This is a genomic window from Muricoccus nepalensis, assembly GCF_006438825.1.
GTDB classification, from domain to species: Bacteria; Pseudomonadota; Alphaproteobacteria; order Acetobacterales; family Acetobacteraceae; genus Roseomonas; species Roseomonas nepalensis.
Genome location: NZ_RCZP01000010.1, coordinates 1 through 12,007, shown reverse-complemented (window position 1 = coordinate 12,007; position 12,007 = coordinate 1). Strand labels below are relative to the sequence as shown.

Genomic DNA, 12,007 nt, shown 5'->3' with positions numbered 1-12,007 from the left:
CTCAGCGGAGGGCCGCGGCCAGCCCCGGCTTGTCCAGCACCTGATCGATCGCCTCCGACATCGCCCGCAGCGCCGTGCCGCGCAGCGCCTCGACGTTGCCGAAGGCCCCGGTCGCGAGGGTCATCCCGCCCTCGACCGGGTTGGCCCGGCCGGCGTCGCGCCAGACCTCCGCGCCGGTGCGGCGGTTGACGAGGCTCACCCGGAACTCCGCCGTCGCCTCGCGCCGCATGTACTGGGTGGCGTCGAACTGGGCGACCGTGACGCGCATCTCGTAGGCGCCGCCCGAGGGGGCCAGCAGGCCGCGCGCCGCCAGCCCGTCGCGGAAGGCCTGCGCCACCACCTCGCGCACGGGGACGGGGGCCTCCAGCCGCTTCATCGGGTTGCCGTAGCCGCCGCGGATGGTGCCGATCCAGTTCGGGTCCTCCCGCCCGTCCGCGCGGGCGTCCACCACGGGGCCGACCGAGACCACGGGCCGCGCGTTCGCGGCCGCGCGGGGCGGGGTGGCGGGACTGTAGGGCATGGGAAGCTGCGTCGTGCCGCAGGCCGCGAGGGCGAGCAGGACAGGCAGGGCGAGCGCCCTTCCGAATGGCGGCATGAACCGGTTCCCCCTTTTCACGGGGCGGCCCCTCCGCTCACGCGCGGCGCCGCCCGCCGGCGGGATGATCGGGCGAAAACCTTCGGGGCTTCAAGGCCGGCGATGGGCGGGGGTCCGCGGCCCGGTTGAAGCGCGGGACCGCTCCGCCCTAGGCTCCTGCCGCAACAGGAACAAAACCTGGGAGGAACGCATGATGAAGCGTCGAGCCGTCGTGCCGCTGCTGGCCGCCACGGCCGGGATCGCCGCCGGGCGCGGGGCGGCCCGGGCCCAATCCGGCGGCTACACGCCCCTGTTCAACGGCCGCGACCTCGAGGGCTGGGACCGCATCGGCGACGCCAACTGGCGGGTCGAGGAGGGGGCCATCGTCGCCGACCGCGGCAACGGCTTCCTGGTGACGCGGCGGGACTACCGCGACTTCGCGCTGCGCGCCGAGTTCTTCGTGGACACCGCCACCAACAGCGGCATCTACATCCGCTGCACCGACCCCGCGACGGTCAGCACCGCCACCTCCTACGAGGTGAACATCTGGGACGAGCGCCCGGAGGCGCGCTATGGCACCGGCGCGATCGTGGACATCGCCGCCGTGGACCCGATGCCCAAGGCGGGCGGGCGCTGGAACCTCTTCGAGATCACCGCCGCCGGGGACGCCTTCACCGTCGTGCTCAACGGCCAGAAGACCGCCGACGCCGTCCGGAACGCCCGCTTCGCGAACGGGCGGATCGCGCTGCAGCACGCCCCGGGCGTGCCGGGCCCCGGCGGCGCCGTGAACGACCGCGGCGTGGTGCGCTTCCGGCAGGTGGAGATCCGGGCGAGGTGATTGCCCGGGGGCGCGGGGCCCGCCTCGCGCCCCCGCCCTAGTTCGCCCCCTGGCCGGCGTAGTGCGCGACGAAGCCGGCGCCGATCGCGACCAGCCGCTCCACCAGCGCGGCCCCCGTCTCCGCCCGGCAGAGCCGCGGGTCCCCCGTGCCCATGCCGTCGGGCGAGGGGAGGTCGTACTCCGCGGGCACGTTCACCTCTGCCCCCTCGAAGGAGACCGCGCCCCAGCCCGCGAAGGGGAGGCCGAGCATCGTGCCGGGGGGCGAGGGGCGCTCGGGCAGGAGGTCCATCCGCATCCGCCCGGGCGAGAGGTGCATCGCGATGCTGCCCAGCGGGTCCGCCCCATGCCCGGCCGAGCGCGCGGCCGCTTCCGCCCCCACCACCGCCGGCAGCAGCGCCCCCGCGACCTTCCAAAGGTAGAAGCAGGGAAACACCCCCCGCCCGGCGAGCATGAAAGACTGCGTCACGTCGTGGATGGCGGGCGCGTTCCCCCCGTGCCCGTTCAGCACGACGATCCGGTCCAGCCCATGGCGCAGCAGCGCCTCGATCATCTCCGTCAGCACGAGGGCGAAGGCCCGGTGCGAGAGCGCGATGCCCCCCGGCATGGACCCGAAGAAATCCGCCTTCCCGAAGGGCAGCACGGGCGCCACCACGGTCTCCGTGCCGGCCTCGGTCGCGCGGCGGGCGATGCGCTCGGCCACCGCCTCCGCCAGCAGGTAGTCGCCCATGGGCGCGTGCGGCCCTTGGTCCTCGTGGCTGCCGAGCGGCAGCAGCACCACCGGCCGCCGGGCGTAGAGCGCCCGCGCCTCGCCCCCGGTGATCTCGCCCATCCGAACCTTCATCGCCCGCCCCCTTCCGCCCGCGGCAACCCCGGCGCACCCCGAACGTTTAGGGAACACCAAACCAGGAGCACGCTCGCATGACCAAGCCGGCCGCCAAGAGCCACGACGCCCACGCCAGCGGCAAGTCCGACGCCAAGTCCGGGGCCGGGGCCCACGCCGAGGACCACAACCCGAAGACCGATCCCGAGCCCGGCTCCAACACCATCAAGGACCCCTCCGACTGGACCACTGGCGACCAGCCGATGACCGGCGCCCAAGCGTCCTACCTCAAGACGCTGTCCGAGGAGGCCGGCGAGGGCTTCGAGGAGGGGCTGAGCAAGGCCGAGGCCTCGCGGCGCATCGACGCGCTGCAGGACAAGACCGGTCGGGGCACCTGAACCCTTACCCCGGGGAGGCCCGCCTCCCCGGGGACCCCCGCGCAACATCGCGCGCCCCGCGACGTTCGGCCCCCGAAGGCTGCCGGCCCCCCCGGCGGCCGTGCCGTGCTGCGCAAAGGGCCCCGATGAACCTCCTGACCCGCCTCCCGGGCCGCTCCCGCCCGCTGTCCCGCACCCTCGGCCAGGAGCTGGCGCGTGGCGCGCGGCGGGGCGCGACGCGCCCGGCCCGCCGCCTCGCCTGGACCGCCGCGGCGCTGGGCGCGCTGGCGCTCACCAACCACGCCCTTGCCCGCCTGGCCGAGCGCCGGCACCCGCCCGAGGGCCGCTTCCTCGAGGTGGACGGCGTCCGCCTGCACTACACGGACCGCGGCGAGGGCAGCCCCGTCGTGCTCATCCACGGCAACGTCGTGACGGGCGCCGACTACGACACGAGCGGCCTGGCCGACCTCCTCATCGCCCGCCACCGCGTCATCGTCTTCGACCGGCCGGGCTTCGGCCACAGCAGCCGGCCGCGCGGGCGGCTCTGGACCGCCGACGAGCAGGCCGCCCTCCTCCGCAAGGCGCTGCGCCAGCTTGGCGTGGAGCGGCCGGTGGTGGTCGGCCATTCCTGGGGCGCGATCGTCGCGCTGGCCTTCGCCCAGCGGCACCCGGCGGACACGGCGGGGCTGGTGCTGCTGTCGGGCTACTACTTCTGGACGCTGCGGCCGGACGTGTGGATCGCCTCCCTCGGCGCCGTGCCGGTGCTGGGCGACCTCCTGCGCTACACGGTCTCGCCGCTCTTCGGCTGGCTCACCACGCCGCTGCTCAAGCGCGCGATGTTCGCCCCGGCCCCGGTCGCGCCCCGCTTCGAGCGGGACTTCTCCCCGGCCATGGCGCTGCGCCCCTCGCAGATCCGCGCGACCGCGGCCGACGCCGCGCTGATGATCCCGGGCGCGCTGAGCCTGCGCGCCGGCTACCGGGAGATCGCGATGCCCGTCGCCATCCTCGCGGGCGAGGGGGACCGGGTCGTGTTCAAGCGGGCCGCCGAGCGCCTGCACGGCGAGATCCCCGGCAGCACGCTCGAGATCGTCCCGGGCGCGGGCCACATGGTGCACCACCTCGTCCCCCGCCACGCCGCGCGCGCGGTGGAGGCGGTGGAGGCCGCGGCGCGCGCCTGAGCCCCGGGGAGGGGGTCGATCCCCCTCCCGCGGCCGCCCCGCCCGTGGCAGGGTCGCCCGCCATGCCCCTTCGCCGCGACCGCCGCTTCGCCGTCCTCCTCGCCCTCGGCTTCTCGGCGGGGGTGCCCCTGCCGCTGGTGGCGGGGCAGGTGCTGCGGCAGTGGTTCACGGAATCGGGCCTCTCGCTCACCGACATCGGCCTCACCGCCCTCATCGGCCTCGCCTACTCGCTGAAGTTCCTCTGGTCGCCGGCGCTGGATACGGTGGCGCCGCCCTTCCTCTCGCGGCTCGGCCAGCGGCGGGGCTGGCTGCTGCTCATCCAGCCCTTCCTCCTCCTCGCGATCCTCGCCACCGGCTTCAGCAACCCCGCCACCGGCCCCTTCGGCACCGCGGCGCTGGCCGCCCTCGTCGCCTTCCTCTCGGCGAGCCAGGACATCGTGGTGGACGCGCACCGGATCGAGATCCTGGAGGAGCGCGACCAGGGCTACGGCCTGGCCTGCTACGTCTGGGGCTACCGCCTCGCGCTGCTGGCCAGCGGCGGCGGCACGCTCTGGCTCGTCGGCGCCCTCGGCTGGGGCGGGGCCTACGCCTTTGCCGCCGCCCTCATGCTGGTGGGCATGGCCGCCGCCCTCGCCTCGCGCGAGGCGCCGCGCCCGGCGACGGCGCCGCTTCCCTGGGGCGAGCGGCTGCGGCTCTCGGTCGTGCGGCCCTTCGCCAACTTCATGGGGCGCCCGCACTGGCTGGCGATCCTTCTCTTCGTCGCGCTCTTCAAGCTCGGCGAGGCGCTGGCGGGGATCATGACGACCCCCTTCTACCGCTCCCTCGGCTTCTCGCGGGACGAGGTGGCGGCGGTGGGCACGGTCTTCGGCCTTTTCGCCACCCTCGGCGGCGCGCTGGCGGGCGGCTACGTCGTCGCCCGCCTCGGCACCGCGCGCGCCCTCGTCGTCACGGGGCTCGGGCAGATGCTGTCCAACCTCATGTACGTCGCCCTGGCCGGGGCGGGGCACGACCTGCCCATGCTCTGGCTCCAGGTCGGGATCGAGAACTTCACGGACGGCCTCGCCGACGCCGCCTTCGTCACCTACCTCTCGGGCCTGACCACCCGCGCCTTCACGGCGACGCAGTACGCGCTGCTCTCCTCCCTCGCCGCGGTGCCGCTGCGCACGCTCGGCGCCTCCTCCGGGGCGCTGGCGGAGGCCCTGGGCTGGACGGGCTTCTTCCTCATGACCACCGCCGCCGCGCTGCCGGCCATGGGCATCATGCTCTTCCTTCTCTGGCGCCTGCCCCCGGCGCCCGCGGCCGCGCCCGAACCGGTCGCCTGAGGCTGCATGGCCGGGCTTTAATGTGTCGCCGGGCCGGCCCGCGCGTTGGAAGGGGCAAGGAAACAAGGAGCCCAGCCCCATGCGCATCCCCCTCTTCGCCGCCGCCGCCGCCCTCGCGGCCGGCCTGTCCCTCGCCGCCCCGGCCGCCGAGGCCAAGACCGGCGGCTGCGTGAAGGACGGCGCGGTCGGCGCCGTCGCCGGCCACTTCGTCGGCAGCGGCCACGCGGTCGCCGGCGCCGCCGCGGGCTGCGCGGTGGGCGTCCACCGCCGCAACGCGGCCAACCGCCGCGACCAGCAGCAGCAGCAGGGCGCCCAGAACCAGCCCGCGGGCAACCGCTAGGCGCCGCAGGCCTGGGGACGACGGGGGGCGGGGCCTGCCCGCGCCCCGTCCCCTCAGGCGGCGAAGGCCCTCACCAGCGCGGACACGGTGAGGCCGTTCTCGGCGTCGAAGCGGTCCCAGACGAAGGCGCGGCCGCTGGCGCCCTCCACCTCGGCGATCAGCGTCATGACGTTGAGGGAATCGACCACCCCGAGGTTCATCAGGTCCTGCTCCCCGAGGTCGTCCGCGGCCGGGACGCCGGCCCGTTCCAGGCGCGGCCGCAGCAGCTCCAGCACCGTCGCGCGTATCGCGGCCTCAGGCATCCACCGTCTCCACCATCAGGGCGCGCAGCGCGCCGTAATCCGTCTTGCCGTTCGCGTTCAGCGGCCAGTCCGCGACCTCGACGAGGCGCGACGGCACCATGTAGTCGGGCAACCGCGCCCGGCAGCCAAGCAGGATCCTCTCGAGCGGTACGCCACGCGGAACGAAGCCGACCACCGCGGCCGCCGCGTCGCCGGGCGGCCAGGGGAGCACGGCGGCGAGGTCGAGGCCGCCCGCCGCGCGGAGCGCGTCCTCGACCTCCTGCATCTCCACGCGGTAGCCGCGGATCTTCACCTGCCGGTCGGCGCGGCCGCGGAAGACGAGGCCCTCGCCGGGCGTCATGACCGCGAGGTCGCCGGTCCGGTACCAGCGCGTCCCAGCGTCACCGGCCCCCTCCTCCCCGGGCGGGAAGAGCGGGGCGCGGAAGCGCTCGGCCGTCAGGTCCGGGCGCCGCCAGTAGCCGGCGGCGACCTGGCTCCCGCCGAGGCAGAGCTCCCCCACCCGGCCCGGCGGCAGGGCGACGCCCGCCTCGTCCACCACCGCGACGCGCTGCCCCGGCAGCGGGTGCCCGATCGGCACGATGCCCTCCTCCCGGAAGCCGGAGGGGACGCGGAAGGCGGTGAAGGCGATGGTCGCCTCGGTCGGCCCGTAGAGGTTCTCGACGACCGAGCCCGGCGCCGCGAGCGCCCAGGCCGCGGCCAGCCGCGCGGGCAGCGCCTCGCCGCAGAAGAGGCTCCAGCGAAGGCTCGGCAGCGCGCCCGGTGCCAGCTCGCCCCGCCCGGCCATGGCGGCGGCGGTGGAGGGCACGCTGAACCAGAAGCTGATCGCGTTCTTGCGGATGAAGGTCCCGATGCCGAGGCCGCCCGTCGCGGGCAGGGGGTAGAGGCAGGCCCCGGCGGCCCAGCAGACGAACATGTCGTGCACCGAGAGGTCAAAGGTGAGGTCGAAGACCTGCGAGAACCGGTCCGTCTCGGCGGGCGCGTAGCGGGCGCGCACGCCCTCCACGTAGGCGACGGCGCTGGCGTGCGAGATCGCGATCCCCTTCGGCGCCCCCGTGCTGCCCGAGGTGAACAGCAGGTAGGCGTCCTCCCCGGCCGGCACGTCAGGTCCCGGCGGGCCGGGCGGCGGCTCTGCGTGGAAGCGGTGCCGGGGCAGGTCCGCGCACCAGGCGGGAAGGGCCGCCGCGCCGGCCAGCACCACGTCCAGCCCGGCGGGAACCCCGGCGAGGAGCCCGCGCGCGAGGTCCTGCGCGTCCTCCGCCACCACCAGCGCCCGGACCTCCGCGGCCGCCAGCATCGCGAGCGACCGGGCGGGCGGGAAGCGCGGGTTGAGGGGCACGTAGCAGGCCCCGGCCTCGAGGATGCCGAGCAGCCCGGCATAGGTGCCGCAGGCCTTGCCGCCGAGCAGCGCGCAGCGGCCCGGCGCGCCGCCGCCGGCCGCCGCCGCGAGGACCGAGGCGATGGCCGAGGCGCGGCCCGCGAGCGCCGCGTAGGAGAGTTCCTCCCCCCGCGCGCGCAGCGCCGGCCGCTCGGGGAAGGCCTCCCGCGCGGCGTGGAAGAGTGCGTGGAGGCGGCGCTCGGGAAGGAGCATGGGGGCGCGGTCCTCTCGTGGAAGCGCGGCCGGTCGTTGGCGTGGGGGCGGGGGTGGGCGCGCGGGTCCCGGCGTGCCCGGCTTGTCAGGCCGAGGAGAGGAGGAGCCCCTCCGCCGCCGGCGCCCGCCTCGGGTTCGGCCGGGCCGGGGGGCGCGGGGTGGCCAGGCCGGGCACGAGCAGATGCAGGTCCTCCTCCCGCGTGACCGGGAAGGCGGGGTTGCGCGCGACCACCGTGTCGGCCGCGAAGGAGCAGAGGACGAGGCTTCCCGGCGCGACCACGGCGCGGTCGCCGAGGGTGACCTTGCCGGCGATCACCGCGCGCTCGCCGACGACCACGCCGTTCCCGAGGCGGGGTGAGCCGCGCTGGGCGCCGCGGCCGGCCACGCCGAGCGTCGCCCCGTCCCGGATCTCGCAGCCCGCCCCGATCACCGCGTCGTCGCCGATGAAGGTGTTGCCGAGGTTGCCGAGGAGGAGCCCCGGGCCGATCGTCGCCCGGTAGGGGATGCAGGCGTGGGCGGTCATCTCGACCAGCTTCTGCCACGCGATCATCAGCACCAGCAGCGGCCGCTTCACGCGCGGCGGCAGCGCGGAGCGGTGGAGGGCGTTCGCCACGCGGTACTGCAGCAGCGCGTGCAGCCCCTGGTTGGCCAGGACCAGCCGCAGCGCCGCCTGGGGGCCGCCGGCCTCCCGGTAGCGCCCGATATCCTGCCGGAAGGCCTGAAGCCAGGTCATCGCCACGTCACCATGTCCAGGGATCTGGCGGACGCGCCCTCCGCGCCCTAAGTTGTCTCACGATAAAGTTATTTCGGTTTCCACGTCAAGCTGGATGTGGCGGGCCGAGCCCGCGCCGCCGGAAAGCGCCGCCGCGCTGCTGCCCCGCGCCCCCCTGCCGCGTTGACCAGGGGATCGGCGCGCCGCCGCGGCCGATCCCGGCCCTGCGCCGAGGAAAGGCCGCCGCCATCGATGGATCCCTACATTGTTCTTCTCGTCGGCGCGGGGCTGCTCATCCTGCTCGTGGCCTGGCTGCCCATGGCGCTGCGCGAGCTGCCGCTCTCCCTACCGATGTTCTGCGTCGCCTTCGGCTTCCTCGGCTTCAGCGCCGCCGGCAGCGACTACCCGCTGCCGACCGTCTACCCGGAGGTGACGGAGCGGCTGACGGAGCTCGTCGTCATCGTCGCCCTCACCGGCGCCGGGCTGAAGCTCGACCGTGCCTTCGACTGGCGCTCCTGGTCGATGACCTGGCGCCTGCTCGGCATCGCCATGCCGCTCTCCATCGTGGGCATCGCCCTCATCGGCGGCTGGTTCCTCGGCCTGGGCCTGGCGGCGGCGATCCTCCTCGGCGCCGCCCTCGCGCCCACGGACCCAGTCCTCGCCGCCGACGTGCAGGTCGGCCCGCCGCAGTCCGGCGAGGAGGACGACGTCCGCTTCAACCTCACGGCCGAGGCCGGGCTGAACGACGGCTTCGCCTTTCCCTTCGTGAACCTCGCGGTGGTGGCCGCGGCGCACGGCACGCTTGCCGGGCCCTGGCTGCTCGGCTGGGCGCTGGAGGACGTGGCCTGGAAGCTCGGCGCCGGGATCGCCATGGGCTGGGCGATCGGGCGCGGCCTCGGCTGGCTCACCTTCCGCGTGCCCAACCGCGCGGGCCTGTCGCGCACGGGGGAGGGCTTCGTCGCCCTCGGCGCCACCTTCCTCGCCTACGGGCTGACGGAGATCGTCCACGGCTACGGCTTCCTGGCCGTCTTCATCGCGGCGCTGGGCATCCGCGCGGCCGAGAGCCGCCACAAGTACCACGAGCGCCTGCACGACTTCGCCGACCAGACCGAGCGGCTGCTGATGATGGTCATCCTCGTGCTCTTCGGCGGCGCGCTGGCGGGCGGGCTGCTCGCGGCGCTGACCTGGCAGGGGGCGCTGGCGGGCCTCGCCTTCCTGCTCCTCGTGCGGCCGCTCGCCGGGATGGTCGCCTTCATCGGCGCGCCGCAGCCGGGGGCGGAGCGGCTGGCGGTCGCCTTCTTCGGCATCCGCGGCCTCGGCAGCTTCTACTACCTCGCCTACGCGCTGAACGAGGAGCACTTCGCCGAGGCGGAGGCGCTCTGGGCCACGCTCGGCTTCACCGTCCTCGTCTCGATTCTCCTGCACGGCACGACGGTGACGCCGGCCATGCGCTTCCTCGACCGCCGGCGCCGCCGCGTCGCGGGGCAGCCGGAGGAGGACCCCTCAGAAGCAGGCGACGAGGCCGACGCCGGCGACCATGAGCACGCCGCCGAGCACGCGAAGTAGGGTCAGCGGTCGCACCTCGAAGCCCATGAGGCCGTAGTGGTCGAGCAGCAGGCTCGTCACCACCGCCGCCGTCAGCGTCACCGCCGTGAAGGCTCCCGCGCCCATCCCCTTCGCCTGGGTGAGGGTCACGACGACGTAGAAGGCCCCCATCGCGCCGCCGATCCAGCCCCACCAGGGCACCGCGCCCGCGCGCCCGAGGACGCCCTCCGCCGAGCGCCCGATGAAGGGCGAGGCAGCCAGCACCGCCAGCATCCCCGTGAGGTAGACCACCAGCGCCGGCACCACCGGCCCCGATTCGAGCTTCTGGTGCAGCGTCGCGTTGCTGCCGGACTGGAGCATGTTCAGCACCCCCGCGACGACGGCGAGAAGATAGGGCATGGCGGCCTCTTGCGTTCCGTAGAGAAGAACAACGCGGCCCGACCCGCGGCATCGTCGCCACGCCGCGTGAATTCGGGCACAGAAAACGCGGTTGCCCCTGCCGGAACGGCGCCCGCGTTGACCGCCTCTTCACCGGACCGCCCGATCTTCCCCCTATCGGGGCGGCCCTTCCGCGAGGCCGCCCGCGCCAGGAAATCGACGCCGGATGAAGACCCGCCTCTCCCTCTCGCTCCAGATGAGCCTCCTGATCGGCTCCCTCTGCGTCCCGCTGATGGCCAGCTCCGCTTGGCTCTTCGTCCGCGCCTCCGGGGACCTGCGGGAGGCCGGGCAGGCCGTCGCCGTCGCCGACGCCACGCGCACCGCCTTCATCGCCCTGCAGTCCACGCGGGTGGAGCGCGGGCCGCTGCGCCTGGCGCTCCGCAGCGAGCCGCCCGGCGCCCCCTCCCTGCTCGAGGGCGCGCTCCAGGCCCGCGCCCGCGCCAACCCCGCGCTCGACGCCCTGGCGGCCGCCTGCGCGGAGGTCGCCTGCGTGCCCGGCGACGGGCCCGCGCGGCTGCGGGCGGCGCGCGCGGCGCTCGACGCCCTGCGCCGGGAGGCGGACCCGGCCCTCGCCCTCCCGCTCGCCGCGCGCCCCGCCGGCATCGGCGACCGCTACAACGTCGCGATCACGGCGCTGGTCGACCTGCTGGAGGAGGCAAGCGCCACCCTCACCGCCCGGATCCGCGGCACCGACGGGCCCAGCGCCACCCTCGCCCAGGTGAAGGACGCCGCCTACGCCACGCGCGACCCCGCCGGGCTGGAGCGCGACTTCCTGCTGAGCGCGATGGCCAACCGCGCCGTGACCCCCGAGCAGCGGGCGGCCATGGCGCAGCTCCGCGCCCGCGCGAGCGCCACCTGGCCGCTCGTCACCGGCGTGGCCGCCGGCCTGCCCGCCCCGGTCCGCGCCGCCATCGAGCGCGTGAGGAAGGACTATTTCGGCCGCTTCGCCGCCCAGCGCGACGCGCTGGAGAAGGCGCTGGCCGAGGGCCGCGAGCCGCCGCTGACGCCGGTGGCGCTGAACGCCGCGATCGACCGGGCCACGGGCCAGCTCGTGGAGGTGGCCGAGCTCTCCATCGCCGAGATCGGCAGGCTCGCCGAGGCGCGGGCGGAGGGCGCGCGCCTCTGGCTCGCGGCCTCGGGCGCCCTGTTCCTCGCGCTCGGCGCCGTGGCCCTCGCGGCCAACCTGCTCGTGCGGCGCCGCGTCATCCAGCCGCTCGGGCGCCTGCGCGACGCCATGCTGCGGCTCTCCCGCCGCGACTACGACTTCGCCCTGCCCGACGCCGCCCGCGCCGACGAGATCGGCGAGATGGCGCGCGCGACCGAGAGCTGCCGGGAGGGGCTGCACGAGGCGGACGCGCTCGCCGCCGCGCGCCTGGAGGAGGGTCGGCAGAAGCAGGAGCGGGGGGCGCGGGTGGACGCGCTGGTGCGTGGGTTCGAGGAGGGGACGGCGGCGGTGCTGCGGGACGTGACGCGGGCGGCGGCGGAGCTGGACGCGACGGCGGGGGAGCTGGCGGGCACGGCGAGCGCCGGGGTGGAGCGGGCGGGCGCGGTGGCGGCGGCCTCGGAGGAGGCGAGCGCGAACGTGGGGACGGTGGCGGCGTCGGCCGAGGAGCTGGCGGCCTCCATCGCCGAGGTGTCGCGCCAGGTGACGAGCAGCGCGGAGGTGGCCAGGCGGGCGGCGCTGGACGCGCGCTCGACGGACGAGGCGGTGGGTCGGTTGTCGGAGGCGGCGCGGAGCATCGGGGACGTGGTTCGGCTGATCAGCGACATCGCGGGGCAGACGAACCTGCTGGCGCTGAACGCGACGATCGAGGCGGCGCGGGCCGGCGAGGCGGGTCGGGGCTTTGCGGTGGTGGCGAGCGAGGTGAAGGCGCTGGCGGCGCAGACGGCGAAGGCGACGGAGGAGATCGGCGCGCAGATCGCGGCCATGCAGGGCGAGACGGGTCGGGCGGTGGAGGCGATCGGGGGCATCG

The 12,007-nt window shown here is 75.5% G+C and carries 13 protein-coding genes; 7 read left to right on the top strand and 6 right to left on the bottom strand.

From position 1 onward, the window contains the following. Position 1: 1 nt before the first annotated feature. Entirely contained in the window at positions 2-595 is a 594-nt protein-coding gene (locus EAH89_RS12355) for a YajG family lipoprotein (RefSeq protein ID WP_140883449.1), read from the bottom strand. A 193-nt stretch (positions 596-788) separates the two neighbouring features. Between EAH89_RS12355 and EAH89_RS12350 the strand changes: the two genes are divergently transcribed. Continuing rightward, positions 789-1,412, top strand: coding sequence for a 3-keto-disaccharide hydrolase (locus tag EAH89_RS12350; protein ID WP_161993561.1), 624 nt, complete (start codon positions 789-791; stop codon positions 1,410-1,412). A gap of 37 nt (positions 1,413-1,449) precedes the next feature. On the opposite strand, the gene EAH89_RS12345 is transcribed toward EAH89_RS12350, so the two are convergent. After that, the gene (locus EAH89_RS12345; protein WP_241666993.1) at positions 1,450-2,253 is read right to left on the bottom strand and encodes a creatininase family protein; all 804 of its coding nucleotides are present in this window, start codon (positions 2,251-2,253) and stop codon (positions 1,450-1,452) included. Positions 2,254-2,330: 77 nt separating this feature from the next. On the opposite strand from EAH89_RS12345, the gene EAH89_RS33070 reads away from it, so the two are divergent. The 4 genes from EAH89_RS33070 to EAH89_RS12325 all read left to right on the top strand — a co-directional run bounded on the left by EAH89_RS33070 (position 2,331) and on the right by EAH89_RS12325 (position 5,449). Beyond that, entirely contained in the window at positions 2,331-2,630 is a 300-nt protein-coding gene (locus EAH89_RS33070; protein ID WP_140883445.1) for a DUF3072 domain-containing protein, read from the top strand. 125 nt (positions 2,631-2,755) lie between these two features. Beyond that, positions 2,756-3,787 carry an alpha/beta fold hydrolase gene (locus EAH89_RS12335; protein WP_140883443.1) on the top strand — a complete coding sequence of 344 codons (1,032 nt, stop codon included), beginning with the start codon at positions 2,756-2,758 and terminating at the stop codon, positions 3,785-3,787. 62 nt (positions 3,788-3,849) lie between these two features. Further along, entirely contained in the window at positions 3,850-5,109 is a 1,260-nt protein-coding gene (locus EAH89_RS12330; RefSeq protein ID WP_140883441.1) for an AmpG family muropeptide MFS transporter, read from the top strand. Between the two features lie 79 nt (positions 5,110-5,188). Beyond that, positions 5,189-5,449 carry a hypothetical protein gene (locus EAH89_RS12325; RefSeq protein WP_140883439.1) on the top strand — a complete coding sequence of 87 codons (261 nt, stop codon included), beginning with the start codon at positions 5,189-5,191 and terminating at the stop codon, positions 5,447-5,449. Between the two features lie 53 nt (positions 5,450-5,502). Here EAH89_RS12325 and EAH89_RS12320 read toward each other — a convergent pair whose 3' ends face one another. The 3 genes from EAH89_RS12320 to EAH89_RS12310 all read right to left on the bottom strand — a co-directional run bounded on the left by EAH89_RS12320 (position 5,503) and on the right by EAH89_RS12310 (position 8,072). Then, entirely contained in the window at positions 5,503-5,751 is a 249-nt protein-coding gene (locus EAH89_RS12320; protein ID WP_140883437.1) for a hypothetical protein, read from the bottom strand. Next, positions 5,744-7,339, bottom strand: coding sequence for an amino acid adenylation domain-containing protein (locus EAH89_RS12315; protein ID WP_140883434.1), 1,596 nt, complete (start codon positions 7,337-7,339; stop codon positions 5,744-5,746). Before EAH89_RS12315 ends, EAH89_RS12320 begins: the two co-directional genes overlap by 8 nt. Positions 7,340-7,424: 85 nt before the next feature. Beyond that, positions 7,425-8,072, bottom strand: a complete 648-nt coding sequence (locus EAH89_RS12310; protein WP_140883432.1) for a serine O-acetyltransferase — start codon at positions 8,070-8,072, stop codon at positions 7,425-7,427. 231 nt (positions 8,073-8,303) lie between these two features. On the opposite strand from EAH89_RS12310, the gene EAH89_RS12305 reads away from it, so the two are divergent. Continuing rightward, positions 8,304-9,617: a cation:proton antiporter gene (locus tag EAH89_RS12305; RefSeq protein ID WP_140883429.1), complete on the top strand. Its 1,314-nt coding sequence runs from the start codon at positions 8,304-8,306 to the stop codon at positions 9,615-9,617. Here EAH89_RS12305 and EAH89_RS12300 read toward each other — a convergent pair. Further along, a complete protein-coding gene (locus tag EAH89_RS12300; protein WP_140883426.1) occupies positions 9,555-9,995 on the bottom strand; it encodes a DMT family transporter in 441 nt (146 codons plus the stop codon). The two genes, EAH89_RS12305 and EAH89_RS12300, sit on opposite strands and share 63 nt — an antisense overlap. 205 nt (positions 9,996-10,200) lie before the next feature. Between EAH89_RS12300 and EAH89_RS33065 the strand changes: the two genes are divergently transcribed. Continuing rightward, positions 10,201-12,007, top strand: a 1,807-nt coding sequence (locus EAH89_RS33065; RefSeq protein ID WP_206667533.1) for a methyl-accepting chemotaxis protein, incomplete at its 3' end; no start/stop codon positions are given.

What these genes read in the sequence shown, in the direction of transcription:
- EAH89_RS12325 (WP_140883439.1), top strand. Translation starts at nt 5,189, where the DNA reads ATGCGCATCCCCCTCTTCGCCGCCGCCGCCGCCCTCGCGGCCGGCCTG.
- EAH89_RS12350 (WP_161993561.1), top strand. Translation starts at nt 789, where the DNA reads ATGAAGCGTCGAGCCGTCGTGCCGCTGCTGGCCGCCACGGCCGGGATC.
- EAH89_RS12320 (WP_140883437.1), bottom strand. Translation starts at nt 5,751, where the DNA reads ATGCCTGAGGCCGCGATACGCGCGACGGTGCTGGAGCTGCTGCGGCCG.
- EAH89_RS33070 (WP_140883445.1), top strand. Translation starts at nt 2,331, where the DNA reads ATGACCAAGCCGGCCGCCAAGAGCCACGACGCCCACGCCAGCGGCAAG.
- EAH89_RS12305 (WP_140883429.1), top strand. Translation starts at nt 8,304, where the DNA reads ATGGATCCCTACATTGTTCTTCTCGTCGGCGCGGGGCTGCTCATCCTG.
- EAH89_RS12315 (WP_140883434.1), bottom strand. Translation starts at nt 7,339, where the DNA reads ATGCTCCTTCCCGAGCGCCGCCTCCACGCACTCTTCCACGCCGCGCGG.
- EAH89_RS12330 (WP_140883441.1), top strand. Translation starts at nt 3,850, where the DNA reads ATGCCCCTTCGCCGCGACCGCCGCTTCGCCGTCCTCCTCGCCCTCGGC.
- EAH89_RS12345 (WP_241666993.1), bottom strand. Translation starts at nt 2,253, where the DNA reads ATGAAGGTTCGGATGGGCGAGATCACCGGGGGCGAGGCGCGGGCGCTC.
- EAH89_RS12355 (WP_140883449.1), bottom strand. Translation starts at nt 595, where the DNA reads ATGCCGCCATTCGGAAGGGCGCTCGCCCTGCCTGTCCTGCTCGCCCTC.
- EAH89_RS12310 (WP_140883432.1), bottom strand. Translation starts at nt 8,072, where the DNA reads ATGACCTGGCTTCAGGCCTTCCGGCAGGATATCGGGCGCTACCGGGAG.
- EAH89_RS12335 (WP_140883443.1), top strand. Translation starts at nt 2,756, where the DNA reads ATGAACCTCCTGACCCGCCTCCCGGGCCGCTCCCGCCCGCTGTCCCGC.
- EAH89_RS12300 (WP_140883426.1), bottom strand. Translation starts at nt 9,995, where the DNA reads ATGCCCTATCTTCTCGCCGTCGTCGCGGGGGTGCTGAACATGCTCCAG.